The 26238-nt window shown below is 61.4% G+C and carries 23 protein-coding genes and 2 pseudogenes; 16 read left to right on the forward strand and 9 right to left on the reverse strand.

Annotated features, from left to right (window positions below; all coding sequences use genetic code 11):
- Positions 1-246: 246 nt before the first annotated feature.
- Positions 247-534 carry a DUF2218 domain-containing protein gene (locus ACQY4V_RS02470; RefSeq protein WP_428515354.1) on the reverse strand — a complete coding sequence of 96 codons (288 nt, stop codon included), beginning with the start codon at positions 532-534 and terminating at the stop codon, positions 247-249.
- 125 nt (positions 535-659) lie between these two features.
- Here ACQY4V_RS02470 and ACQY4V_RS02475 point away from each other — a divergent pair, with 125 nt between their 5' ends.
- From ACQY4V_RS02475 to ACQY4V_RS02515, 9 genes are all read left to right on the forward strand, one after another.
- Positions 660-1547 carry a siderophore ABC transporter substrate-binding protein gene (locus tag ACQY4V_RS02475; protein ID WP_428515355.1) on the forward strand — a complete coding sequence of 296 codons (888 nt, stop codon included), beginning with the start codon at positions 660-662 and terminating at the stop codon, positions 1545-1547.
- A 3-nt stretch (positions 1548-1550) separates the two neighbouring features.
- Positions 1551-2501, forward strand: a complete 951-nt coding sequence (locus ACQY4V_RS02480; protein WP_428515356.1) for an ABC transporter permease — start codon at positions 1551-1553, stop codon at positions 2499-2501.
- The gene (locus tag ACQY4V_RS02485; RefSeq protein WP_428515357.1) at positions 2494-3435 is read left to right on the forward strand and encodes an iron chelate uptake ABC transporter family permease subunit; all 942 of its coding nucleotides are present in this window, start codon (positions 2494-2496) and stop codon (positions 3433-3435) included. Before ACQY4V_RS02480 ends, ACQY4V_RS02485 begins: the two co-directional genes overlap by 8 nt.
- Complete coding sequence (locus ACQY4V_RS02490) at positions 3432-4184, forward strand: ABC transporter ATP-binding protein (RefSeq protein ID WP_428515358.1); 753 nt, start codon at positions 3432-3434, stop codon at positions 4182-4184. Before ACQY4V_RS02485 ends, ACQY4V_RS02490 begins: the two co-directional genes overlap by 4 nt.
- Positions 4185-4456: 272 nt before the next feature.
- Complete coding sequence (locus ACQY4V_RS02495) at positions 4457-6205, forward strand: sigma-54-dependent Fis family transcriptional regulator (protein WP_428515359.1); 1749 nt, start codon at positions 4457-4459, stop codon at positions 6203-6205.
- Positions 6206-6345: 140 nt separating this feature from the next.
- Complete coding sequence (locus tag ACQY4V_RS02500) at positions 6346-8145, forward strand: NAD(P)/FAD-dependent oxidoreductase (protein ID WP_428515360.1); 1800 nt, start codon at positions 6346-6348, stop codon at positions 8143-8145.
- 171 nt (positions 8146-8316) lie between these two features.
- Complete coding sequence (locus tag ACQY4V_RS02505; protein WP_428515361.1) at positions 8317-9291, forward strand: 2,3-butanediol dehydrogenase; 975 nt, start codon at positions 8317-8319, stop codon at positions 9289-9291.
- Positions 9292-9860: 569 nt separating this feature from the next.
- On the forward strand, positions 9861-10712 hold the full coding sequence (locus ACQY4V_RS02510; RefSeq protein ID WP_428515362.1) for a DNA-methyltransferase: 852 nt from the start codon (positions 9861-9863) through the stop codon (positions 10710-10712).
- Complete coding sequence (locus tag ACQY4V_RS02515; protein ID WP_428515363.1) at positions 10709-11107, forward strand: DUF5681 domain-containing protein; 399 nt, start codon at positions 10709-10711, stop codon at positions 11105-11107. Before ACQY4V_RS02510 ends, ACQY4V_RS02515 begins: the two co-directional genes overlap by 4 nt.
- Before the next feature lie 438 nt (positions 11108-11545).
- Here ACQY4V_RS02515 and ACQY4V_RS02520 read toward each other — a convergent pair whose 3' ends face one another.
- Genes ACQY4V_RS02520 through ACQY4V_RS02530 form a run of 3 tightly spaced genes read right to left on the reverse strand, consistent with a single transcriptional unit; the run spans position 11546 to position 16000 of the window.
- Positions 11546-11716, reverse strand: a complete 171-nt coding sequence (locus ACQY4V_RS02520) for a hypothetical protein (protein WP_428515364.1) — start codon at positions 11714-11716, stop codon at positions 11546-11548.
- A 26-nt stretch (positions 11717-11742) separates the two neighbouring features.
- Complete coding sequence (locus ACQY4V_RS02525; protein WP_428515365.1) at positions 11743-12663, reverse strand: response regulator transcription factor; 921 nt, start codon at positions 12661-12663, stop codon at positions 11743-11745.
- On the reverse strand, positions 12653-16000 hold the full coding sequence (locus ACQY4V_RS02530) for a hybrid sensor histidine kinase/response regulator (protein WP_428515366.1): 3348 nt from the start codon (positions 15998-16000) through the stop codon (positions 12653-12655). Before ACQY4V_RS02530 ends, ACQY4V_RS02525 begins: the two co-directional genes overlap by 11 nt.
- Positions 16001-16270: 270 nt before the next feature.
- Here ACQY4V_RS02530 and urtA point away from each other — a divergent pair, with 270 nt between their 5' ends.
- The 7 genes from urtA to ACQY4V_RS02565 all read left to right on the forward strand — a co-directional run bounded on the left by urtA (position 16271) and on the right by ACQY4V_RS02565 (position 22886).
- Positions 16271-17542, forward strand: a complete 1272-nt coding sequence (gene urtA / locus ACQY4V_RS02535) for an urea ABC transporter substrate-binding protein (protein ID WP_428515367.1) — start codon at positions 16271-16273, stop codon at positions 17540-17542.
- A 156-nt stretch (positions 17543-17698) separates the two neighbouring features.
- Entirely contained in the window at positions 17699-18607 is a 909-nt protein-coding gene (urtB, locus tag ACQY4V_RS02540) for an urea ABC transporter permease subunit UrtB (protein ID WP_428515368.1), read from the forward strand.
- Between the two features lie 22 nt (positions 18608-18629).
- Positions 18630-19775: an urea ABC transporter permease subunit UrtC gene (urtC, locus tag ACQY4V_RS02545; RefSeq protein WP_428515369.1), complete on the forward strand. Its 1146-nt coding sequence runs from the start codon at positions 18630-18632 to the stop codon at positions 19773-19775.
- A gap of 8 nt (positions 19776-19783) precedes the next feature.
- Positions 19784-20536 carry an urea ABC transporter ATP-binding protein UrtD gene (gene urtD, locus ACQY4V_RS02550; protein WP_428515370.1) on the forward strand — a complete coding sequence of 251 codons (753 nt, stop codon included), beginning with the start codon at positions 19784-19786 and terminating at the stop codon, positions 20534-20536.
- Between the two features lie 11 nt (positions 20537-20547).
- Complete coding sequence (urtE, locus tag ACQY4V_RS02555) at positions 20548-21237, forward strand: urea ABC transporter ATP-binding subunit UrtE (protein WP_428515371.1); 690 nt, start codon at positions 20548-20550, stop codon at positions 21235-21237.
- A gap of 22 nt (positions 21238-21259) precedes the next feature.
- Positions 21260-22489, forward strand: coding sequence for a formamidase (gene fmdA / locus ACQY4V_RS02560; RefSeq protein ID WP_428515372.1), 1230 nt, complete (start codon positions 21260-21262; stop codon positions 22487-22489).
- 118 nt (positions 22490-22607) lie between these two features.
- The gene (locus ACQY4V_RS02565; protein WP_428517131.1) at positions 22608-22886 is read left to right on the forward strand and encodes a zinc ribbon domain-containing protein; all 279 of its coding nucleotides are present in this window, start codon (positions 22608-22610) and stop codon (positions 22884-22886) included.
- A 232-nt stretch (positions 22887-23118) separates the two neighbouring features.
- Here the strand turns inward: ACQY4V_RS02565 and ACQY4V_RS02570 are convergent.
- From ACQY4V_RS02570 to ACQY4V_RS02590, 5 genes and pseudogenes are all read right to left on the reverse strand, one after another.
- Positions 23119-23445, reverse strand: a pseudogene (locus tag ACQY4V_RS02570) (integrase core domain-containing protein); the annotation flags it as partial.
- Positions 23446-23497: 52 nt separating this feature from the next.
- Positions 23498-23668: pseudogene (locus ACQY4V_RS02575) on the reverse strand (IS3 family transposase); the annotation flags it as partial.
- Between the two features lie 732 nt (positions 23669-24400).
- Positions 24401-24970: a carboxymuconolactone decarboxylase family protein gene (locus ACQY4V_RS02580; protein WP_428515373.1), complete on the reverse strand. Its 570-nt coding sequence runs from the start codon at positions 24968-24970 to the stop codon at positions 24401-24403.
- Complete coding sequence (locus tag ACQY4V_RS02585) at positions 24967-25674, reverse strand: FMN-dependent NADH-azoreductase (protein WP_428515374.1); 708 nt, start codon at positions 25672-25674, stop codon at positions 24967-24969. Before ACQY4V_RS02585 ends, ACQY4V_RS02580 begins: the two co-directional genes overlap by 4 nt.
- 81 nt (positions 25675-25755) lie before the next feature.
- Positions 25756-26235 carry a YHS domain-containing (seleno)protein gene (locus ACQY4V_RS02590; RefSeq protein ID WP_428515375.1) on the reverse strand — a complete coding sequence of 160 codons (480 nt, stop codon included), beginning with the start codon at positions 26233-26235 and terminating at the stop codon, positions 25756-25758.
- Positions 26236-26238: the final 3 nt, after the last annotated feature.

A 26238-nucleotide genomic window follows, 5' to 3' on the forward strand; every position in this document is an offset into this window, starting at 1 on the left:
CATCGGGTTCGAGCACCCGGCCGGTTAACAGCCGCGAAGCGGCCCGGCCATCGTCAGCCCCTTCCTTGGGCTGGCGATTTGGCTGAGGCTGGGCGCACCGACCCTTCCGAGGATGTATTTGGCAGACATAAAGTGCTTCATGCTTGCCGTCGGATCGGCACCCAGAGGCTGACGCTCGCCTCCGTCTTGAACGGCAGCAAGTCCGCTGAACAGACAGCCGTTGGGGGGCGCGGCGCAGCACCAGGGTCAGGCGGCGGTCCACTCCATGCCGTCGATGTTTTCGCGGTGGGCGAAAGTCACGAGGTGGCTGTCGATGACGCCCTTGGCGGCGGGCACGTTTTCGTCCTTGTCCACATCGAAGCGGATGGTGAGGCCCTGGGGGTCTGCCTCCATGATCGCGGGGCCGAAGACAAAATCGGCCCGGCCGTGGTTGCCCTCCCAGGTGGCGTCGATCTTGTGGGAGAAATGCTTGCAGAGCTGGGTGAGGTATTTCGCGCCGTGCTCGGTTTCGATGCGTCCGATGAGGGTTGGCATGGCTGCCTCCTTTTCGTGAAGTGTTGGGCGTGGACTCTTCTTTTAGCTGCGGTTAAGCACAGCGCGACCGCGCCTGCAAAGCCAGACTTCCCAGCCATGCAGGTTTTTCAAGACAGAGGGAAGACATGCTCCGAAAATTCGCTTTTGTGCTTTGCCTTGCGGCGGGGCCGGCCGGTGCGCAGGACGTGACCGTCGAGACGTACCGTGGCCCAGTCACCGTTGCGCAGAGCCCTGAAACTGTCGCCGTCTACGACATGGCCGCGCTGGACACGCTGGAGGCGCTGGGCGTCGCGGTGGCGGGCACGATTTCCAATGTCTACCTGGACTATCTGGAGGACGCGGCGACGGGCGCGGCGCGGATCGGTACGCTGTTCGAGCCGGACATGGAGGCGGTATATGCGTTGCAGCCGGACCTGATCATCGCCGGGGGGCGCAGTTACGAAAAGGTGCCGGACCTGGCCCGGATTGCGCCGACCATCGACATGACGATCCAGGAAGACACCTTCGCGACCGGGTTGAAACGGCTGCAAGTCTATGGCGCGATCTTCGGGAAGGAAGACGAGGCCGCGGCGCTGGCGGAGGACCTGACGCGCAAACAGGACATGGTGAAGGCCGTCGCCGCGGGCGCGGGCCGGACGCTGATCGTGATGACCAACGGGCCGAAAGTGTCGGCCTATGGCGCGTCGGGTCGGTTCGGCTGGCTGCACACGGCCTTCGGGCTGGAAGAGGCCGCCGAGGAGGTGTCGGCGTCCGATCATGGCGAGGCGATCAGTTTCGAGTTCATCCGCCAGACCGATCCCGATGTAATCCTGGTGATCGACCGCAGCGCGGCGATCGGTGACGTGGAGACGGCACAGGCGACGCTGGACAACGCGCTGGTGCGCGAGACGACGGCGTGGCGCACGGGCCGGGTGATCTACCTTGAGAGCGCCCCGATCTACATCGCGGCGGGCGGGGTTCAGGCCCTCAACGCCACAATGGACCAGTTGCTCGACGCGTTTTCCGGAAGGTGACCTTTGGGTAGGATCTTCCTCGGACTGGTTGCGCTGCTGGCGCTGTCGGGCGTGTCGCTCTTCATCGGAGTGATCGACCTGCGCCCCGAGGCGCTGTTGCAGGACCCTGAGGCGCTGCAACTGATCGCGGTCAGCCGGGCGCCGCGCCTGTTCGCGGTGCTGATCACCGGGGCGTCGCTCGCGGTGGCGGGGACGGTCCTGCAAATGCTGGTGCGCAATCGCTTCGTCGAACCGATGACCGTGGGCAGCGGCGAGGGTGCGGCGCTGGGCATCCTGCTGGTCACGCTGTACGCGCCGGCCGCATCGCTGTTTGCCAAGATCGCGATGGCGTCGGCGACGGCGTTCGCCTCGACCGCCGGTTTCCTGCTCATCGCCCGGCGGCTGCCGCCGACGCATCCCTACATGGTGGCCCTTGTCGGGCTGGTCTATGGCGGGGTGATCGGGGCTGGCGTGACCTTCGTGGCCTACCAGAACGACCTGTTGCAGATGATCGGCGTGTGGATCACCGGAGAGTTCTCGGGCGTGTTGCAGGGCCGGTACGAGACGTTGTGGCTGGCCGCCGTCGCCGCGGTGTTGTGCTTCGTGGCGGCAGACCAGTTCTCGATCCTGGGGTTGGGGCACGCGGCCAGCATCAACCTCGGCCTCAATTACCGGCAGGTGATGCTGTTCGGGCTGCTGGCCGTGTCGCTGGTCAGCGCACTGACCGTGGTGAGCGTGGGGATCATCCCGTTCGTGGGACTGATCGTGCCCAATATCGTGTCGCGCATGATGGGCGACAACCTGCGCCGCACGCTGCCGGTGATCGCGATGACAGGCGCGGGGCTGGTGCTGTTGTCCGATATCGTGGCCCGTGTGCTGCGCTATCCGTTCGAGATGCCCTCGGCCACGGTGCTGGGGGTGGTGGGCGCGGCCGTCTTCATCTGGTTGCTGTACCGTCCGGCGCGCCATGCGTAGGCGGCTGATCGTTCTTGCGGTGCTGTTCGTGGCGTCGGCGGCGGCCTACATGACGATCGGCGCGCGCGGCAACTGGGGCTTCGTGCTGGAGTTTCGCGGTGCGAAGCTGGCGGCGCTGTGCCTTGTGGCGGTGGCGCTGTCGACCTCGACCGTGCTCTTTCAGACGATCACGCAGAACCGCATCCTGACTCCGTCGATCATGGGGTTTGACGAACTGTTTGTGCTGATCGTGGCGATGGGCGTCTTCGTTTTCGGGATGACGGACTATCTGGTCGTCACATCGTGGGTACAGTTCGTGGTATCGCTGGTGCTGATGACCGGCGCGTCGCTGCTGTTGTTCGGCACGCTGCTGCTGCAGGAGCGGCCCGACCTGATGCGGATGATCCTGACCGGGCTGGTGCTGACCGTGCTGTTCCGATCGCTGCGCACCCTGCTGGTGCGGATGCTGGACCCCAACGAATTCAGCGTGGTGCAGGTGTCGTCCTATGCCCGGTTCCACCAGATCGAGACCGGTCTCCTGGCCATCGCGGCGGCGACCATTGGCGCAGCGCTGATCGGCGCATGGGCCATGCGGCACCGGCTGGACGTGCTGTCGCTGGGACGCGAGGCGGCGATAAACCTGGGCGAGGACGTGCGGCGCGGCACGTTGCAGGTGTTGTTCCTGATCGGCGTGCTGGTGTCGGTGGCGACCGCGCTGGTCGGGCCAACGGCGTTCCTCGGGCTGCTGGTGGTCAGCATCGCGCATGCGGTAACGCCTACGGGGCGGCATGCCGTGCTGCTGGTCTCGGCCGCGCTGATTTCGGGCACGACGTTGGTCGGGGGACAGGCCCTTCTGGAGCGTGGGTTCGGGCTGGTGACACCGCTGACCGTGGTGATCGACCTCGCGGGCGGCGTGCTGTTCCTGGTGCTGGTGATGAAAGGATTGAAGCGATGATTTCCGTGACGGGCGTCAGCCACGACCTGGGCGGCAGCAGGGTGCTGCACGACATCGAGCTGGAGATTCCAAAGGGCAAGGTGACTGCGCTGATCGGTCCGAACGGGGCGGGCAAGAGCACGCTTCTGTCGCTGATCGCGCGACTGGCGCGGCATCGTGCAGGCCGGATCATGGTGGACGAGTTGGAGGTGGGCGTCTGCGCGTCGAACACGCTGGCGCGGCGGCTGGCGATCCTGCCGCAGAGTTCAGAGATCGCGCCTCGCCTGACCATCGAAGAACTGGTGGCGTTCGGGCGCTATCCCCATCACCTGGGCCGGCCGGGAAAGCATGACCGCGAAAAGGTCGCCGAGGCGTTGACCCTGTTCGATCTGGACCCGCTGGCGCAGCGGACGCTCGACACGGTGTCGGGCGGGCAAAGGCAGCGGGCCCTTTTGGCGATGATCTTTGCGCAGGACACGGATTACATGCTGCTGGACGAGCCGCTGAACAATTTGGATATCGCGGCGTCGCGGTCGCTGATGGCGCTGTTGCAGAGGCTGGCGCGGGAGCATGGACGCACTGTGGTGATCGTGCTGCATGACATAAACTATGCCTGTGCCTATGCCGACCATATCGTGACCATGAAAGGGGGGCGGATCGGCCCGCAGGGTGATGCTGAAACCCTCGTAGACGGCAGGCTGATGCACGAGATTTTCGGGACCGACGCAGTGGTGCACAGGATCGGCGGGCGGACCTTCGTGGCGGTCTGAACAAGCCCGTGCGGATGCCCCTGGCGTCTTCCCGCTAAGGATTTGGAGGCTAAGGTCGCCAAGCTTGAGCGGAGCGTCTCAGCCGTTGCCATGAGGCGGCATGCCGCAACGCGGGCCGCTTATGCCCTTGGCCTGCTGTCTATTTCGCAAAGCATCAACTGTGATCTTCGGATCTGGGGCGAAGCACCGAGCGGGGCCCCAAGACCTGACGAACGGTCTTCGGTTGTGCGGGCATGTCTTGATTGTGCTATCGTGTTCGTCAGGAGGGTCTCATGGTTGAGCGTCATCATGTCGAAGAGATCGCGCAGGTTCTGGACGGTCATGCGTCTGGTCGGGACGGTTACGTAGATGCGTCCTGGCGTCGGTGCGTCGAGCTCTACGGGATGGATCCGACGCGCAGCGATCCGGCCCATATCGTAACGGACACGGAGTTTCGCATACATCGCGATCAGGCTGACTGGATGATCGGCGCGGCGCGCTCCAGCCTGCAAAGCCTGTTTCGGCAGGTCACAGGACAGAACTACGTTCTGCTACTGACGGATGCAAAAGGCGTCTGTGTCGATTTCTTCGGCGATGATCTGTTTGTCGACGAATTGCGCAATGCAGGTCTCTACCTCGGCTCGAACTGGTCCGAAGACCTTGCCGGTACCTGCGGTGTCGGGGCTTGCATCTTCACGGGCGAGCCGGTCACTGTGCATCAGGACGACCACTTCGGAAACGCCCACACGGGGCTGTCTTGTACCGCAGCGCCGATCTACGACAGCCTCGGGCAACTTGCGGCAGTGCTGGATATCTCTCTGCTGCGTTCTCCGGCCCCGAAAAGCAGCCAGAACCTTGCGATGTCCCTGGTTACGGCGGCCGCCCGGCGGGTCGAAATGGCGAACCTCATGGCGGCCAGCCGTCGCGAGTGGGTGCTTAGGTTTTCCTCCAGCCCCGAATTTCTCGACGTGGACCCGGAAGCGGCCGTATCCCTCGACGGGTCAGGTCGGGTGATGGGGGCCACGCGCGCCGCAACACGGATGTTGTCACGTGGCAAGAGCCTTATCGGTGAAAGGATCGACAGTCTGCTGGGGTTGAGCGTCGATGACCTGCCTGACCTGATGCGTGATCGACCCACCGAAGAAAGGGTCGTGGCTTTGGGAGACGGAGGCGCGGTGTTCGGCCATGCCATATCACCACAGGCTCCGCGCAGGGCGTCCGTGGGAGCGGAGGCTTCGGAAAAACGTGCGCTAAGCGGTTTCCATGCAACCCTCGCTGGAAGCGACCCGACCTTGATCCGGCTCTTGACGCAGGCGGACCGGCTCGCGCCGACGCAGGTGCCGTTGCTCATCTGCGGCGAAAGCGGCAGCGGCAAGACCAAGCTGGCCCGCGCCATTCACATGGCATCTCGACGCGGGCGCTTCGTTGCCATTGATTGTGCCGGAACGCACCCCGAAGAGATGCGTGACGCGCTTGACGATCAATCGGGGCCGGGAACGTTGCTGCTGCGCCGAATCGAGGATTTGCAGCCGGACACCGCACGGGTCTTGGCGGGCCTATTGGATGCGCATTCGGATTTGCGCCCGATTTCGACCACCGCATACGCGCCGTCGGACCTGATGGCGCAGGAGATCATGCCATCAGCGCTTTATTTCCGGCTTTCGGGCTCCGCACTGGAACTGCCGCCGCTGCGCGAAAGGCAAGACCTTGGCTGGTTGATTGACCGCCTGCTGAGGCGTCGCCGCGGCGGGGAAATGCGCCTGACACCTTCGGCTCGAGCCGAACTGACTGCGCGCAACTGGCCAGGCAACCTGCGCGAACTTGGCAATGTGCTGGATGTGGCCTGCGCAATGGCGGAAACCAACGTGATAGATCTGCCCGATCTACCTCCCGCTCCGCAGTCTCGCGCTCACGAGCAGGATCTGGAGTCGGTTCTGGACGCCTGCAACTGGAACATGGCGCGTGCTGCGCGTCGATTGGGGGTCAACCGGTCGATGGTTCTGCGTCGCATCCGCAAAGAAGGGTTGCGCGCGCCCGACTGAAATGTTGCGTCTTGTTGCGTATGCAACATGCTGAAGGGCGGCAATCACATATAGGACGACATTGATCGGATTTCCGTGGAATGGCCGCTGGGCCATTCGCCACTCTTTGCTCATCACATTGCTGATGAGGAGGAACCGCAATGCTCGATTCGACAGTCACCACGCAGGTGCAAGAGGTGCTCGACAGCCTCAACGCCGCCTTGGAGGAAGGCGACGTGCAGGCAGCAAGCGCTCTGTTCGCCACCGACAGTTACTGGCGCGATCTGGTCGCCGTGACCTGGAACCTCAAGACGGTAGAAGGGCCGTCCGGAATTCAGGACATGCTGACGGCGCAATTGAAACACACCAAGCCGCACGCGTTCGCTATCCAGGAAGACGAAGCTCCCGGCGAGGATGGCGGTGTCGTCACCGCATGGATCACTTTTGAAACCGCCGTGGGCCGCGGTTGGGGCCTGATGCGCCTGAAGGATGGGCGAATCTGGACACTGCTGACCGCGCTGCAGGAATTGAAGGGCTTCGAGGAAAACAGCGGCAAGCGCCGCCCAATGGGGGCAGAACACGGCGCCGCCAAGAACCGCAAGTCGTGGAAGGAAAAGCGCGAAGCCGAAGCCGCCGAGCTTGGATATTCCGAACAGCCTTACACCGTGATCGTCGGTGGTGGGCAGGGCGGCATCGCCCTTGGCGCGCGCCTGCGCCAGCTTGGCGTGCCGGCCATCGTTCTCGACAAGCACGACCGGCCCGGCGACCAGTGGCGGTCACGCTACAAGTCGCTCTGCCTGCATGACCCGATCTGGTACGATCACCTTCCCTACATCAAGTTCCCCGACAATTGGCCGGTCTTCACGCCCAAGGACAAGGTGGGCGACTGGCTGGAGATGTACACCAAGGTCATGGAACTGAACTACTGGACCCGCTCCGAAGTCATCAGCGTCAAGTTCGACGAAGCCGCAGGCACCTGGACCGTCACCGTCAACCGCGACGGCGAAGACGTCACCTTGCATCCGACGCAACTGGTGCTGGCCACCGGCATGTCCGGCAAGCCCAACATGCCGGAGTTTCCCGGCATGGACAGCTTCAAGGGCACGATCCAGCACAGCTCGCAGCATGAAGGCCCGGACGCCTGGAGCGGCAAGAAAGTGGTCGTCGTCGGGTCAAACAACTCGGCCCATGACATCTGTGCAGCGCTGTGGGAGGCAGATGCCGAGGTGACGATGGTTCAGCGCTCGTCTACTCATATCGTGCGGTCCGATACGTTGATGGATATCGGGCTCGGCGCGCTCTACTCCGAGGAGGCGGTGGCCAACGGCGTGACGACCGAGAAGGCAGACATGATCTTTGCCTCGCTGCCATATCGGATCATGCATGAATTCCAGATCCCGCTCTATGGCCAGATGCGCGAGCGGGATGCCGATTTCTATGCCGGGCTTGAAAAGGCCGGGTTTGACCTCGACTGGGGCGATGACGGGTCTGGCCTGTTCATGAAATACCTGCGACGCGGCTCGGGGTATTATATCGAGGTGGGCGCCAGCCAGTTGATCATTGATGGCGACGTAAAGCTGGTGAAAGGCCAGGTGGAACGCTTTGACGCGACCGGTGTCGTGCTGTCGGATGGCACGCATCTGGACGCCGACCTGGTGGTCATGGCGACAGGATATGGCTCGATGAACGGCTGGGCCGCAGACCTGATCAGCCAGGACGTTGCAGACAAGGTTGGCAAGGTTTGGGGGCTCGGCTCCGACACCACCAAGGACCCCGGCCCCTGGGAAGGCGAGCAGCGCAACATGTGGAAGCCGACCCAGCAGGACAACCTTTGGTTCCATGGCGGCAATCTGCACCAGTCTCGCCATTACTCCTTGTACCTTGCGTTGCAACTGAAGGCGCGGATGGAAGGCATCGATACCCCCGTCTACGGCCTGCAAGAGGTGCATCACCTGTCCTGATGCCTTGAACGGGCAGTCCCCGACGAGGCGCGCCCAGGCGCCCGGCACCTTCCTCTCGCCGGGCGCACCCATTACTGACATTGGAGAAAAGAAATGAAAGCAGCACGTTGGCATGGCGTGAAGGATATTCGCGTCGAAGACATCACGGAACCGAAACCGGGCAAGGGCGAGGTGAAGGTCAAGGTCGCATGGACTGGGATCTGCGGTAGCGACCTGCACGAATATCTGGCCGGGCCGATTTTCGTGCCCGTGGATGAAGACCACCCCTTGAGCCACGACAAGGCGCCGATCACCATGGGGCACGAATATTGTGGTACCGTCGCGGAGTTGGGCGAAGGTGTCACGGATATTGCGGTGGGCGACCGCGTCGCCATCGAGCCGATATTTGCCTGCGGGGAGTGCGCCGCTTGCCTGGAAGGTAAATACAACCTGTGTGACAGTCTCGGTTTTGTCGGTCTGTCCGGCGGGCACGGTGGTTTTGCCGCCTACAGCGTTGTCCCCGCCCGTATGGTGCACAAGATGCCCGAGGCACTTTCCATGGAGCAAGGCGCGCTCGTCGAGCCTGCTGCCGTCGCCCTCCACGCGGTGCGCCTTTCGAAGATCAAGGCGGGTGACAAGGCCGCTGTCTTCGGCGCGGGTCCAATCGGACTTCTGGTTGTGGAATCGCTGCGCGTTGCCGGCGCGTCAGAGATTCACGTCGTGGAGCCCTCTGAGGTGCGGCGGAAAAAGGCGCTGGATCTCGGCGCGACGTCGGCGATAGACCCAACCGCGACCGACGCCGTCGCTGAGGTTCGAGAAGCGACGGGTGGGGTTCATGTTGCCTTCGAGGTGACCGGCGTACCTCAGGTTCTGCCGCAATGCATCGACGCCACGCGCCACGAGGGACAGGTTCTGGTCGTGTCGATCTGGGAACAGGAGGCCTCCTTCCAGCCCAACACAGTCGTGCTCAAGGAACGCCAGTTGCAGGGCACCATCGCCTATCGCAATGTCTACCCGGCGGTCATGGCGCTGATGACCCAAGGGTATTTCAGCGCCGATCAACTGGTAACCAAGCGGATCCCTTTGGATGAAATCGTCGCAGAGGGTTTCGAAGCGCTTGCGGCGGAAAAGTCCCAAGTGAAGATCCTGGTCGAAGCGCCCGATTGAGGTGCCGCCCCGATCACAGGCGGCGGCCGGAGCCCCTAATAGGCGCAGCGTGAAGGGCCCAGGCGCCTGCAACCCGCTTTGGGGCCATTCGCCGGATAAGTGAAGTCTGAAGCTACCCAAATAAAGGCACTGCGGGACAGAGCGACTTTTCCCAGTTTCGACTATTGTGACTGCTAAATTCTTCGCGCTTGCAGGCAATCTGGGATCTACTTCCCAAAACCTCGCTATGGCCAAGACCAAGAGATAGTTGCGCGTACTCCAAAACGACCGGAGTCTTAACCACCACAGCGTTTCTCAGCGCTGGCATCGGTCTGAATGATGTCCAGCTTGCGCAAGCTGAGCCTATGATTGCAACCAAGCGTTTAAGCCGCAGCTATCGAAACTCGCCCCTTTATCCATGCCCTCACAGATGTCGAAGTGATCAGGATCATCAAGACTGAGTTGGACAAAAACATCTCATCCACGAAACACCTGATGACGTCTCCATCACCGGCTTTTCCATTCCGGAGATCGATGGTGTTCTGGCCAGCGTTGCGCCTGAAGAACCCGGCGATCCCGAGGATGATCTGTTGCCTTGCGAGACGGCGCCCCGGGTGCGGGACGGGGACGTGTGGCAGTTGGGGCCACATCGGTTGCTTTGCGGCGATGCCCTCAAGGGCGCGGTCGTCGAGAAATTGATGGCCGGCGAAATGGCGCGAATGGTGTTCAGCGATCCACCTTACAACGTGAAGATCGACGGCCATGTGGGCAATTCCGGCAAGATCCAGCACCGCGAGTTCGCCATGGCCTCCGGCGAGATGACGGTCTCGGAGTTTACCGGGTTCCTGGAGCGCGCCTTCCAGAACATGGCGGATCACAGCGTCGACGGATCGATTCATTATCTCTGCATGGATTGGTGCCACATGTCGGAGATGCTGGCAGCGGGGCAGGGGGTCTATGACGGACTGAAAAACCTGATCGTCTGGGCCAAGGACAATGGCGAGATGGGTACCTTCTATCGCTCGCGCCACGAGTTGATATTCGTCTTCAAGAAAGGCAAGGCCGCGCATGTCAACACGTTCGAACTGGGCGAGAAAGGGCGGTATCGCGCCAATGTCTGGGAATATCGCGGCTCCAACAGCCGGCACGCGGGGCGTATGGACGAGCTTGCGTTGCACCCGACGGTCAAGCCCGTGCAGATGATCGCCGACGCGATCCGGGATGTCTCGGGTCGCGGTGAGATCGTGCTGGATCTGTTTGGCGGCTCGGGGTCGACCATGATCGCCGCCGAGAAGACCGGCCGCCGGGGGTATCTCTGCGAACTGGATCCGATCTATTGCGATCGCATTCTTGCAAGGTGGGAAGCCTATGCCAAAGATGAGGCAGAGCAGCTGGTCTGTGGCTGGCAGCCGGCGGCCGTGACGCTGGAGGCGGCTGAATGACTGAAAAGAAGATCAAGCTGCCGGTCCGGAAAACTGACGTCGACTACGAGGTGGGGTATGCCAAGCCGCCGGCGAACACGCGGTTCCAGCCGGGCAAGTCAGGCAACCCGAAAGGTCGACCCAAAGGCGCGAAGAACAAGCGCCCGAGGCTCAACGAGGAACGCCTGAAAGGGATCATCCTCGACGAGGCCTACCGCGATATCACGGTCCGGGACGGGGATCGCAATGTGACGATCCCGATGGCCCAGGCCGTTGTGCGGTCCTTGGCGGTCAACGCCGCAAAGGGCCTGCACCGCTCGCAGCGGCTCTTTGCCGAGATGCTTACCACGACGGAGCGGCAGAACAAAGAACTGGCGGACGAGTGGTTCAGCACCGCGCTTGACTACAAGATCTAGTGGGAGCGGGAACTGGATCGCCGCAGGCGGTTGGGAATTACGGATCTGCCGGAGCCTGTGCCACATCCCGACCAGGTGAAAATTGATATGAACACGGCTGAAGCTCGCATATAGGGACCTGCTACGAAGGAGGAAAAGGCGCAACTCGAGCTCTGGCTTGAGCGGAAGACGATGTTCGAAGAAGAGCGAGACGAGTTGCGTGAGGACATCAAGGGCGAGGATGACGCCGACGTGCGGGCGCGAATGGAGGAAGACTTGCAGCAGGTCGAACGGGTGCTGTAGATCATCGAAAACTTGGTAGAGAGGATTGGGTATTGAAAGGTTAGTGGGTAGCTCGCGAGTTCATGTTCGGAATGTTGTCCCCGGTCGGACAAAAGGGCGGAGAGCAAAACTTCGCCGCGGTAATCACCAACGGCAGCTTCTCTATTTGGGTGTGGGTCAAGCTCGTTTCCGTTGCTGGTTGGGACCATTGTCACTAATCCGGGTCACGCTTCTCTTCGCAGTTACAACACCATCGAAGCTGCCTTGCTTCGCTGTCCTCGGCTGACGGATCCCGAATATCTTGAATAAACCGCGTACTTCGTTGAGCAGATCAATGGTCTTGCTCACCAAGGCTTTCCTCGGGCTCAAGCTTTTCAAACGCCGTGCAGCGCCCGGTCCGCCAGCACGGCAGCAGAGGTGCGGTTGTCCACACCCATCTTGTGAAAGACCTGCTCGAGATGCTTGTTGACCGTCCGCGCGCTCAGCGACAGGATTTCCGCGATATCGCGGTTGGTCTTGCCGTGCGACAGCCACAACAGAACCTGCGCCTCGCGCGTGGTCAGCGCAAAGGTCTGCGCCAACTGCGCATCTTCGCTGATCGCCGTCTCGACCTCCTTCAGCCGCACAACGGTCTCGCCCTGGACTTGCCCCAGGTATACAAGGCTGAGCCGCCCCTCGACATAGGGCTGCGCATCCGACATCGGCTGCGCACCCAGCTTTGCCAGCCACGCCTGCACCGGCAGCGATGCGACGCCGTCTTCTGTCAATGGTGTTTCCGAAAGGCGTTCGATCGCCTGCGGCGTGCCCCAGCTTATTCGTCCGTCAACTGCAAAGCTGACCACCGTCTGCCCGGCATAGTGCAGCGCGGCGCGGGCCGACTGGATCGCGCGGGCGTTCAACACATGCGTCGTGATTCGCGCCAGCAGTTCCTCGACCACTACAGGCTTGGTGATATAATCCACACCTCCGGCCCGCAGCCCCTTCAGGATATGTTCGCTTTCGCTCATTCCGGTCATGAAGATCACCGGCGCGGGTGTTGCGCCCGGCGCGGACTTCAGCCGCCGGGTCGTTTCGAACCCGTCCAGTTCCGGCATCAATGCGTCCATCAGGATGACGTCCGGCTGAACTCTTTGTGCCAGCTTGATGCCTTCCTCGCCCGACCGCGCCACCAGCACGGTCATCCCGTTTTCTTCCAGCGCACGGGATACCAGCCCCAGTGTTTCGGGTGCGTCGTCGATTACCAGCGCGATGAAACGGCCGGCAGCGACGGTGTCAAGCAAGGCATCAGGCGGCATCTTGCATCATCTCCTTAAGTATTCGGGCGATCCCGGGTAGATCAAACACCTCGAGGTGGCGGCGCACGCGTGCGATCTGCCCGCTTTCCGGTCCGGTCCCGGCCGTCAGCGCATCCAGTTCTCGCGCGATACCCGCGGCATGGCCGATCTCGGCCAGCCGGATCATCCGTGCCAGCGCTTCGTCGGGTATTCCGGCCGCCGGCCCTGCCTCTGTTTCGGGAGCCTCAGTCGTAAGCTCCACCTTCAGCAGACCGGCCATCCGCACGAGGAAATCGCTGAGCGAATAGGGCTTCACTATGAACGCGTCATAAAGCTGTTCGCGGTCGATCGACTGCCGCGCTTCGAGAGCGTGGCCCGTCACCATCATGATCGGGGTCGAGCGGTACGCAGGCCGGTCGCGCAGTGCCTGCGCCAGTTCCCAGCCAGTCATCCCGGGCATGTCGATATCCAGCACGAAAAGGTCCGGTGTCACGTCTTCCAGCGCCTTCAGTGCATCTTCGCCGCAGGGCATCGCCTGCACAAGGAACCCCAGAGGTTTCAGCGTGGCGTCCAGCAGGCGCAGGTGATTCATGTCATCATCGACCACCATCACCGTCTTGCGCGCCCCGATATAGCCTACCGCCATAGCGCGTTCCTGCATGCTCCAAGCGGCACTGGGAATGGCGCTCTCGCGCAGCGACGGAAGCATCAGGCGCACCGAGAATGTTGTGCCTTCGCCCGGCGCGCTGTCGACCGTGATCTCGCCGCCAAGGATATCCACCAGCAGCCGCGTGATCGTCAGGCCCAGCCCCGATCCACCCGGAGAGCTGGTCGAGAACCGCTCGAACGGTTTCCAGATTCGTTCGAGATTTTCTTCTTCGATCCCGGTCCCGGTATCGCTGACTTCGATCCGGGCGACCTCGTTGCGATAATGCAGGTGCAGGGTCACGGTGCCCTGGGGCGTGTAGTTGATCGCGTTGGACAGCAGGTTGATGATGATCTGGCGCAGGCGCTTCTCGTCGAACTCGATCCACTCGGGCGGGTTTCCCGAGGTCTGAATCCCGAAATCCAGCCCCTTTTCCCGCGCCTGCCGCTTGAAAACCGCCGCGATCTGCCGCAGCAGCTCGGGAAGGTTGATCCGATCACGGTAGATTTCCAGCCGGCCCGCTTCGATCTTTGAGATGTCCAGCAGGTTCTCGATCAGCGCCGCCAGATGCTCGGACCCGCGTCGAATCGCCAGTACCGCCTCGCGTCGGCCGGCGGGCATGTCGCGGTCCTGTTCCAGCAGTTGCGCATAACCGTAGATCGCGTTCAGCGGGGTGCGCAGCTCGTGGCTGATACCGGCCATGTAGCGCGTCTTGGCCAGGTTCGCCGCCTCGGCCTTTTCCTTGGCGGCCTGCAACGCAGCGTCAGTTCGGTCGTGCGCCCGGATCTCGCGCAGCAGGCGCTGTGTCTGAAATTCGGCTTCGTCGCGCGCCTTGTGGTGGCTTTCGCGGAACAGGATCAAGGTCCAGACCACGATCCCGTTCACCACCAGCAATGTGCAAAAGATGATCGTCAGCACCGCGTCCAGTTGTTCGCTCTGCGCCCGTGCCCGGATCAGAAGCAACAGCCCCGCCACGACCGACGACGGCACCGCTGTGGCCATGAAGAACACCGACAGTCGCGCGGTCAGAAGGTCGATCGCCCGTTGCGGCAACGTCCGGCGCAGGGCGCTCATCCACATCGCGCCCAGAGTGGCATGCGGTTTGCAGCTGTCGCGGCACGAGGCATCCAGTGTGCAGCACAGCGAACAGATCGGCCCGGCGTAGAACGGGCAGTCGGTCATGTCTTCGCGGTCGAACCGGTATTCGCAGACACAGCAGGTCTGCGCGCCTTCCGGTGTGGCAGGCTGCGGCGCGGTGTCGGGGCGCGCGATGTAATACTTGCCACCCGTCCCCCACGCGATCAGCGGTGCCACGACAAAGGCCGTGGCCAGCGCGATCAGCGCCGAGAACGGCTGCAAGATCGTTCCCGCCCCGCCCAGCAGCACCAGAATGGAGACCAGAACCGCGGCAAGCATTGCACCCGTTCCCACCGGGTTGATGTCGTAAAGATGCGCGCGCCGGAACTCGATGCCCTTCGGGCTCAGGCCCAGCGGCTTGTTCACAACCAGATCCGCCGTCAGCGCGCCGATCCATGCCAGTGCCACGTGCGAATAAAGACCAAGGATCGATTCTATGACATGAAAGACGCCCAGTTCCATCAGCATCAGCGCGATCGACACGTTGAACACCAGCCAGATCACCCGTCCGGGATGCGAATGAGTAATCCGGGAAAAGAAGTTCGACCAAGCGATCGACCCGGCATAGGCGTTCGTCACGTTGATCTTCAGCTGCGACAGGATCACGAACGCGCCAGTGAGGGCCAGTGCCGCGAAGGGCAGCGTGATCACCTGGTCGAGTGCCGTAAAATACATCTTCGTCGGGTCGGTGGCGTCACGCGGCGGCACCGCTGCATCGATCGCCAGCACAAGCAGGAATGATCCCGCCAGCATCTTGGCCACACCCAGAACCGTCCAGCCCGGACCGGCGGCCAGCAGCGCGAGCCACCACTTGCGGCGCTCGGCAGGGGTCCTTGGTTCGCGCAGGAAGCGCAGGAAATCGACTTGCTCGCCGATCTGCGCGATCAGCGATAGCACCACCCCCATCGCCGCCCCGATCATCATGATCGTCGGCCCGTCGCCGCCGCGCTGGCCGGTGAACTGTGTCCACGTTCCGAGGTCGACGCCGGAATAGGCCAGCAGGGCGAAGGGCAGGATATGCAGCGCGATCCAAAACGGCTGGGTCCATGTCTGGAAGGTCGAGATCTTGGAAAAGCCATTGATAACCAGTGGAATGACTGCGATCGCGGACACCAGGTACCCGATCCCCAGGGGCACGCCGAAACAGAAATCCAGCGCGAAGGCCAGGATTGCGGCCTCAAGTGCGAAGAAGATGAAGGTGAAGCTCGCGTAAATCAGCGAGGTGATCGTCGAGCCGATATAGCCGAACCCCGCGCCGCGCGTTAGCAGGTCGATGTCCACACCGTAGCGCGCGCCGTAATAGCTGATCGGCAGGCAGGTCAGGAACAGTATCAGCCCCGCCAGCATGATTGCGATGATCGCCGCGTCGAAGCCGTAGATCAGCGTCAGCGCCCCGCCGATCGCCTCCAGCGCCAGGAACGAGATCGAGCCGAGCGCGGTGTTGGCCACGCGTCCATAGCTCCAGCGCCGCGCACGCCGCGCGGTATAGCGCAGGGCGAAGTCCTCCATGGTCTCGTTAGCGACCCAGCGGTTGTATTTCCGCCGTCCGCCCGTGGCGCTGAATGATATGGCCATCACCTATCCAGTTTTCGCATTTCGAACCCGGGCGTTCTGATACACACGATGGTTTCCCCCGAGCCGGCCCGTTCCTGCCGCAGACACCCCGCGCGTTCGCTTGCGCGTCGTCCCGGTACAGACCCGATATTGGGTGCCATACTGCCGGGTAAAAACACCTAACCATATACGTCATTCGACGTATACTGCATCGCAGCAATCCCTGCCAGCTTGTCCTCCAGAGGCACACTCGTCCCGTCTCACCGACTGTTGCACTGACAAGGAGGCACTATGTCTTACAGAAAAAAATCACACGGAATCAACAACCTAAGCCGCCGCACCGTGCTCGCGGGCGGGGCCGCGCTTTCGGCGTCTCTGTTCACGCCGAAAATGCTGCGAGCGCAAGATTACCCGACTTCGGAAGTTAACACCACGGGTCTGGCCGTCACCGACGACACCGTGACTTGCGGTATCCTGCACTCGGTCACAGGCACGATGGCGATCTCGGAAACCGGCTCGGTTCAGGCCGAGAAGCTGGCGATCGAGCAGATCAACGCGCAGGGGGGCATCCTGGGCCGCAAGATCGAGTACATCCAGGAAGACGGCGCATCCGATTGGCCGACCTTCGCCGAAAAGGCGCGCAAGCTGCTGGTGCAGGACAAGGTCGCGTCGGTCATGGGCTGCTGGACCTCGGCCAGCCGCAAGGCTGTGCTGCCGGTCTTCGAACAGAACAACGGCTTCCTCTACTATCCCACCTTCTATGAGGGCCTCGAGGAAAGCCCGAATGTCATCTACACCGGTCAGGAAGCCACGCAGCAGATCATCGCGGGCCTCAACTGGGTGAACCAGACCAAAGGCGCCAAGTCGTTCTACCTGCTCGGGTCCGATTACATCTGGCCGCGCACCTCGAACAAGATCGCCCGCAAGCATATCGAGAACTTCATGGAGGGCTGCGAGGTCGTGGGCGAGGAATACTACCCGCTCGGCCACACCCAGTTCAACTCGGTCATCAACAAGATCCGCCTGCGCAAGCCCGACGTGATCTATGCCATCGTCGTGGGCGGCTCGAACGTGGCCTTCTATAAGCAGCTCAAGGCCGCCGGCATCGACCCGGCCGAGGAAAGCCCGATCGTCCTGACCATCTCGGTTACCGAGGACGAGATCCGCGGCATCGGCGGCGAGAACATCGACGGCGCCTATGCCTGCATGAAGTATTTCCAGAGCCTCGAGAACGAGAACAACCAGGAATTCGTTTCGGCCTTCAAGGAAATGTGGGGCGAGGACATCGTCATCGGCGATGTGACGCAGGCGGCCTATCTTGGTCCGTGGCTGTGGAAGGCGGCAGTCGAAAAGGCCGGCTCATTTGACGTCGACAAGGTGCGTGAGGCCAGCCCGGGCATCGAGCTTCAGACGGCGCCGGAGGGTTACGTCAAGGTCCACGAAAACCACCACCTGTGGTCTAAGACACGGGTCGGCCGCGCCAAGACGGACGGCCAGTACGATGTGGTTTACGAGACCGCCGACCTCGTCGAGCCGGATCCCTTCCCCGAAGGTTACCAGTAAGCGCTGATCGCGCCGGCCCGAATGCGTAACCGGGCCGGGCGCGAACTGCGCTCCGCCTGCGCCGCGTGCCCGAAATGCGCGGCGCAGGCATGACCTTCTGCGATCTGCTGCCCCCTTCCAGAAACGGAAAGACGTTCCATGTTCTCAGACTATTCCATGAGCGAGCTGACCGCGATCTTTGCCATGCAGGGATTTGCCGGTCTCATCCTGTTTTCGGTCTTCGTCCTGATGGCGCTCGGCCTTGCGATCATCTTCGGCCAGATGGGCGTCATCAACATGGCGCATGGCGAATTCATGATCCTCGGCGCCTACGTGACCTACCTGATGTCGAACCTTTTTGCCGATTACATGCCGGCGCTGTTCAGCATTTATTTCTTCATCGCAATGATCTTCGCCTTCATCGCGTCCGGGGCGCTGGGAATGCTCGTGGAATGGGCGCTCATACGTCATCTCTACAAACGCCCGCTCGACACGCTGCTGGCGACATGGGGTCTCAGCCTGATCCTGCAACAACTATACCGCACCGTCTTCGGCGCGCGCGAGGTGGGCGTCACGATCCCCGACTGGATGATGGGCTCGCTGCCGCTCACCGACCTGATTGAAGTGCCTATCAACGGAATTTTCGTGATGGTGCTCGCGATCGGCATCTCGGTCGGCGTCTACGTCATGCTCTATCGCTCGGGCTGGGGCAAGCAGGTGCGCGCGATCAACAACAACCGACAGATGGCCGATGCCGTGGGCATCAACACCGCCTGGACGGATCGCATGACATTCGCAATCGGCTGCGGCGTGGCGGGGGTGGCAGGCTCGGCCTTCACCATGATCGGCTCTACCGGGCCGACGGCGGGACAGCTTTATATCGTCGACACCTTCCTCGTCGTCGTGTTCGGCGGCGCGGGCAGTCTGCTGGGCACCATCGCCAGCGCCTTCTCGATCAGCCAGGCACAGTCGATCATGGAGTTCTTCATCTCCGGCTCGATGGCCAAGGTCCTCACTCTCCTGACGGTGGTCGGCATTCTGATGCTGCGCCCGCAGGGCCTCTTCTCCCTGAAACTGCGCAAGTAAGCCGGAGGCACCAATGCAACCTATGCCGATCAAACACCCCTTCCTGACCCGGCGCGACATTGTCGGCTATGCGATCCTCGCCGCGGTTATCTTCGTCGCCTTCCCGCTGCTGTTGGAACCCTTCCGCCTCAACCTCTTCGGCAAGTACCTTACCTATGCATTCGTCGCGGTCGGCCTCGTGCTCTGCTGGGGTGTGGGGGGCATCCTCAGCCTGGGGCAGGGCATCTTCTTCGGGCTGGGCGGCTACTGCATGGCCATGTTCCTCAAGCTGGAGGCCTCGACGCCGGAAAACACCTCGATCCAGTCAACGCCGGGCATCCCCGATTTCATGGACTGGAACCAGCTTACGGCCCTGCCGTGGTGGTGGGAGCCGTTCAACTCGCTCTTCTTCACCCTCATCGCGGTGGTGATCGTGCCGGTGGCCTTTGCCTTCATCATCGGAGTGGCCATGTTCCGCCGCCGCGTGGGGGGCGTCTACTTTGCCATCATCACCCAGGCCATCGCCGCGATCCTGACGATCCTGATCATCGGCCAGCAGGGCTTTACCGGCGGCGTCAACGGTATCACCGACCTGCGCACCTTCAACGGCTGGGATATCCGCACCGACGAGGCCAAGACGCTGCTTTACTTCGTCAACGGCGCGTTGCTCTTTGCTGTGCTGCTGATCGCGCAGTTCGTGCGCAAGTCCAAGCTGGGCCGCCTTCTGATCGCCATGCGCGATCAGGAAGACCGCGTGCGGTTCTCAGGTTATGACGTGGCCAACTTCAAGATCTTCGTCTTCTGTCTCGGTGCGGGTTTCGCCGCCATCGGCGGGGCGATGTTCACGCTGCAGGTGGGCTTCATGTCCCCGACCTTCGTGGGCATCGTGCCCTCGATCGAGATGGTGATCTACGCCGCCGTCGGCGGTCGGCTTTCGATCATCGGTGCGGTCTACGGGACGCTTCTGGTGAACTACGCCAAGACCACCTTTTCCGAAAGCTTCCCGGAACTCTGGCTTTTCGGTCTGGGCGCGCTCTTCATCGCGGTCGTGATGGCCTTCCCGAACGGCCTCGCCGGTCTCTGGGCCGATCATGTCGAACCGCGGCTGAAATCGCTCTGGCCGCGCGGCGATGCGGAACACCCCGCATCCACGACCCCGGCCACGGCCAAAGAAACCCCGGCGGAATGAGGTAAGACATGCTGGATTACGATAACCAGAACTTCGTGCTGATGGTCGAGGACCTCACGGTTTCGTTCGACGGGTTCAAGGCAGTCAACGACCTCAGCTTCTATGTCAAACCCAACGAGTGCCGGGTGATCATCGGCCCCAACGGGGCGGGCAAGACCACCGTGCTCGATCTCATCTGCGGGCGCACCCGCGCCACATCGGGCTCGGTCGCCTTCAAGGGCAAGGACCTGCTGAAGATGCGCGAGGACCAGATCGTGCATGCCGGGGTAGGACGCAAGTTCCAGACGCCGTCGGTGTATGAGGATCTGACTGTCTTCGCCAATCTCGAGCTCAGCTATCCCAAGGGCCACGGTGTCTTCGGCGCACTATTCTTCAAGCGCGACCAGGCCGTGCGCGACCGGATCGAGGAAATCGCCGAGATGATCTTTCTCAGCGATCACCTCACCCAGAAGGCTGCCTTTCTGAGCCACGGCCAGAAACAGTGGCTGGAGATCGGGATGCTGCTGATCCAGGATCCGGAGCTTTTGATGCTGGACGAGCCCGTTGCGGGCATGTCGGTGGCCGAGCGTCGCAAGACCGCGGAACTCCTGAACCGAATCATCGCCGACCGTTCGGTCATCGTGATCGAGCACGACATGGGCTTCGTCGCCGACATCGCCACCCGCGTCACCGTTCTGCACCAGGGCAAGGTCCTGTCGGAAGGTTCGATGGAACACGTGCAGGCCGACCCCAAGGTCGTCGAAGTCTACCTCGGACATTGAAAGGACCCCAGATGTTGAACGTCAAGGAATTGCGATCCGCCTACGGCCAAAGCGAGGTGCTGCACGGGCTGGACCTCGATGTGAAGCCCGGAGAGATCGTTGCCATCATGGGCCGCAACGGCATGGGCAAGACGACGCTGATGAAAACGCTGATGGGCATCATGCCAACAACATCCGGCGCCGTCAGTGTAGAGGGCGCGGAGGTGACGAACCTCAAGCCGCACCAGCGCGTCAAGAACGGCATCGCCTACGTACCACAGGGCCGGATGATCTTTTCGTCGATGACCGTGAAGGAGAACGTCGAGACGGGCCTTACGTCCACCGGCGAGAAATCCGTGCCAGAGGACATCTACGAACTCTTTCCGGTGCTGTTGGAAATGAAGTCGCGCCGCGGCGGCAACCTGTCGGGAGGCCAGCAGCAACAGCTCGCCATCGCCCGGGCGCTCGCGTCCAAGCCCAAGGTGCTGTTGCTCGATGAACCGACCGAGGGCATCCAGCCCTCGATCATCCGCGAAATGGCCCGCACCCTGCGCCGCATTCGCGACGAAAAGGGACTGTCGATCATTGTCTCCGAGCAGGTCCTGACCTTCGCGCTCGACGTGGCGGACCGGGTCGTCGTTCTGGAGAACGGCACCTTCGTCCATGACAGCCCGCGCGAGGGCATCGACGAGGCGAAAGTCTCGAAATTCCTATCCGTCTGACCAAAACCGAAGAGAGGACAACATGGCAGATACACTTATCTCGGTCGATCTTTCCGAAAGCCCGCACACCAACGAGGCCGTGCACAACCGCTGGCATCCGGACATCCCGATCGCCGTCTGGGTCGAGCCGGGGGACGATTTCAAGATCGAGACCTACGACTGGACCGGCGGCCAGATCAAGAATGATGACGATGCCGCCGACGTGCGCGACGTGGAACTGGAACAGGTCCACTACCTGTCGGGGCCCATCGGCGTCAAAGGCGCCGAACCGGGTGACCTGCTGAAGGTTCACATCCTCGATATCGGCGCCAAGGAAGAGATGAACTGGGGCTTCAACGGATTCTTTTCGAAACAGAATGGCGGCGGCTTTCTGACCGACCACTTCCCCGAGGCGCAGAAATCCATCTGGGATTTCCACGGCATGTTCACCTCGTCCCGCCACGTGCCGGGGGTCAAGTATGCGGGTCTCATCCACCCCGGCCTGATCGGCTGTCTTCCCGACCGCAAGATGCTCGACATGTGGAACACCCGTGAAAAGGCGCTGGTGGACACCGATCCCGACCGCGTGCCGCCCCTTGCCGCTCTGCCCGACACCCAGTCTGCGCATATGGGCAAGCTGACCGGCGACGAGAAGATGAAAGCGGCCGGCGAGGCCGCCCGCACCGTTCCGCCGCGCGAACATGGCGGCAACTGCGACATCAAAGACCTGTCCCGCGGCTCGACCTGCTATTTCCCGGTCTATGTCGATGGCGCGGGCCTTTCCATGGGCGACCTGCACTTCAGCCAGGGGGATGGCGAAATCACCTTCTGCGGCGCCATCGAGATGGCCGGTTGGCTGCATATTCAGGTCGAACTGGTCAAGGGCGGGATGGAGAAGTACGGGATCAAGAACCCGATCTTCAAACCTTCGCCGATCACGCCGAAATACGACGATTACCTGATTTTCGAAGGTATCTCCGTCGATGAAAGCGGCGAGCAGCATTACCTTGATGTCCATATCGCCTACCGACAAGCGTGCCTCAACGCGATCGAGTATCTCAAGAAGTTCGGCTACACCGGAGCACAGGCCTACGCGATCCTCGGAACCGCCCCGGTGCAGGGGCATATCTCGGGTGTGGTGGACATTCCCAACGCCTGTGCCACGCTCTGGCTGCCGAACGAGATCTTCGATTTCGACATCATGCCGGGCTCGGACGGTCCGACCAAGCATCTCGATGGCTCGGTCGATATCCCGCTGGCCCCAGACCTCTGAGACCCCGATTGCCAGACGGGCCACCGACGTGGCCCGTCAATCCAGTTACGCGGAGAGTTCAATGCCTTACTATGACTACAGCTGCCCAGAATGCGGACCCTTCACCGATTTCGCCGCGATGGCGGATTTCGACAAACCTTGCGCCTGCCCCACCTGTGAGGCAACCGCGCCCCGCGTTTTGTTGCGCGCCCCAGCCTTTGCGAACATGGACGGAAGTAAACGCGCCGCCATGGCTACCAACGAACGCAGCCAGCATGCGCCCAAATCCACCAGATCCCATGGACCCGGCTGTTCGTGCTGCTCTGCAAACTCAAAAAAGCTGCCCAGTCGCACACTTCACCGCGCGGACGGTTCCAAGAGTTTCCCTTACTCCCGCCCTTGGATGATAAGTCATTGACCGACAACGCCGTGTCAAAAAAACAACTTTCGACCAGAGGCGATGGACAATTTCTTTTGTGATCGCCTTTTCTGGCAGGGCCTGGGAAACTTTCAAAGCGCTCCCATCCGAAGCACGGTGTCGGCGCAGCGACGTTCTACATCTATTAAGCTCGCCTCTGACCGTCTTCAGAGTTTTTCGGACGAGTCGTTTGTTTTGGTAACGGCGGCTCTGGTTCGGTTTCTGTTTGAGTTTAGGCGGCCGCGGCTTTGTGCTGCAACCGGCGCTTTCGGATTGTCTGTTTCTTGATCTCCTCTCTCATTTTCAGGATCGTCCGACCCCGACCGTGGTAGACGTCAGCCGGCGTCAGGTTATCCAGGCTCTCGTGGTATCGCCGAGTGTTGTAGTATCCGACGAAGTCGCCGATCTGGCGTTCGAGATCCCCCGGCAGATAGTAGTTCTCCAGCAGAACCCGGTTCTTCATGGTCTGGTGCCAGCGTTCGATCTTGCCCTGGGTCTGTGGGTGGTGCGGCGCTCCGCGGACGTGATCCATACCTTTGGTATCGAGGTAGTCGGCCAGGCCGGTTCTTCCCAGCCTCAAGAAACTCCTTCGACCAGCTGTAATAAAGGCTCTCGGCAATCCCTTCACGACGGCACAGGGCCGCTATGCTTTCTTCGCCCCGCATCCCGGCAAGCACGATGCGGATCTTCTCCTCCGCCGAGTAGTGCTTGCGGGTCTTACGCTTGATACCCCTGACAAGCTTGTCAGCAGCATCCTTGGATGTTCCGGATCTCTTGTTCATCTTCGCTCCAATATGGCTTCGATGAACCAGAAATCCTCCGTTCCTCAAACACCTAAATCTGTCCGGTAGGTGCTGACGTTAGACATACCAAGAGAACATATCCCACCTTCCAGCGAGCCGATCGGAAAGATGATCACGCACCCTCTTGCCAAGTGACGTTCCAAAAGCCTTTCCGACGTAAATCGCCTTGAAGTTATCGTGAAGGACGTAGACGCCACGTGCTTCCCAAAAATCAATGTGCTTATTTGACGGCTTGATCTTTCCTATCAGCGTGCCCTTGTTTCCCGCGCCGCGTTTTCCCACTCAACCATGTCAGGATTCCAGAACTCCCTGTAGCATTTGATCAATTCGGTCTAAACAATCCTCCAAAACTGATTTGAGTATGATTGAGCTTGCGGGCCGGTCAAGCAACTGGAAGGGGAAGGCCAAAAATCTTCCAACCAATGTCCGCTAACCGGGCTGCACCTGCGGTATCCTGTTCGAAAGCTCAAGGTCGGGAATGGCCGTTCGCTACAACATCCAGGAATGGGCGGTTTGCCGACCTTCGCTGCAGCTGCAGCCAATGGCGACGCCGGGCAAAGAAACGGACGCTCCCTATTTGACGGCGGTGAGGCTGTTGCGCGCCTCATCCTTTTGAAAAGTGCCGCCGCCAGGCACACCTGGGGCAACAGAGACGGGTTTTGTTGCTGTTGCCCCGTTACGTGCCATTAAACACTGGCCCGTCGCGCGGAGCTATTCCGCGGCTTGGGACGCGGGTTCTCGCCACGCATTGGCTACGAATGCCGCATCCAAGTCCGTTTCCGCGATATGGTTGGTGTAGTTGGACAGGGTTTTAAGCGCCGTGCCAAGAATAACCTCGAGCACGGTTTGCCGCGTGTAACCGGCCTGCAGAAAACGCTCGATCTGCGCGTGAGTGGGCCATCCACGACTTTCGTTGATCACGATGACAAACTGGCGCAGGGCTTCCAGCTTGCTGTTCGCGATGGGGGTATCGTTGCGCAGCGCCGCGATGACATCCTCCGCAACTCCGGCCATCTGCGATAGCGTCGTATGTGCTGCCATGCAGTATTGGCAGCCATTCAATCGGTTGTTGGTCATCAGAATGATCTGACGCTCGGTTTCCGACAGCTCCGTTTTGCCGAAGACGGCCGATAGCGTTGTGTAACCTTCGAGGATGGTCGGAGCCTCCGCCATGGTGGCGTAGAGGTTGGGCACGAAGCCGTACCCGTTCAGCGCAGCCTGGAGGATCGGTTTTGCGTCTGCGGGAGCGGAATCGATCGTGTGCGTGGGAAAGTCTGTCATTGGTTTGTCCTTTTTTTGGCTTGGTCAGGCAGGTGAAGAGTCGTTTGTTTGGCAGGTCTGCCAAACTGCTGTGCAAGTGCACGCGTCGCTTCTTTGGCAGCGCTGACCGAACGGTCATGCCGTGCGTCCTTGAACTCCTGATATTCAATGGCAATGGTTTGGATGTCTGCGACGTCGACACCAAAGTAATGCGCGCAGGCAGCAATGGCGGGATCCAGTGCGTTCAGGTGCGCCCGTGGCCCGCCGGGCTCAAAACCGAACTCGCCCCGCGACGACAGCACGACGAGCTGCTTGTCCTTCAGGATCGGTTCGATGGGGAAGTCGCCACGTCCCAGATCGAACGAGAAGGTTCGACCGATCCGTGCAACGTGGTCAATCCAGCCTTTCAGCGCGGCGGGCAACCCGTAATTGTACATGGGCGCCCCCAGAACGATGATATCCGCAGCCACCACCTCGTCGATCAGGGCATCTGAAAGGGCCAGCCGCTCGGTCATCCAGTCTTCGCGGTCCTCGGGCGGGGTGAAGGCTGCGTGGATGAATCGGTAATCGATTGCCGGAACCGGATCCTGTCCGATATCACGGGCGATCACCTCTGCGTCCGGATTGGCACGCAAGAATTCGGTCGTGAATAGATTTGTCAGCATACGCGTCAGCGAACGGTCTTGCCGTTGGGCGCTGGCATCGATGCGAAGCAGGGTTGTCATCGCTTTATCCTGTAGTTTCCGAGAAGAGAGGGGACGGCCCGGGCATCTGCGCGAGCCGCCAGGTTTTTAGGGTTGCCTGGATCAGAGATCGCTCACGGGCGTATTCACAATACCGGGCCATTTGGCGTTGGCGCCGGCGATAACCGCCTCCGGATCTTCGAGGTATTTCTCGAGGATCGTGGCGTTCACGAAGAGATAAAGCTTCCCCTCGACGATATCCGCGTAACGAACGTCGCCGTCGAGCTTCTTGCCGACTTGGACACCGAAGGCGCAGAAGCCGCCGAACTGCGGAAGATACTGCTCCGGCGCAGCATCGAAACTTGCTTTGGCTTCCGCTGACGTGAAGTAGTAGTCCACGCCGTCATAGGTCGACGTATGGACAGCGTTTCCTTGTGTCGGAGCGCTGCTTTCGAACATGGACACGGGATCGACCCCGTGCATGCCGAGCGGATTGCCATTGAGCGTCAAGCCATTGCCGACGTTGACTTCATCTGCCGCGAAGGCGGCGGTCGAAATCGCGATGGACAGGGACAAAGCCTGGAGGAAGATGGAGGGTTTCATGGA

It is taken from the genome of Roseovarius sp., assembly GCF_965277045.1.
Taxonomy (GTDB): domain Bacteria; phylum Pseudomonadota; class Alphaproteobacteria; order Rhodobacterales; family Rhodobacteraceae; genus Roseovarius.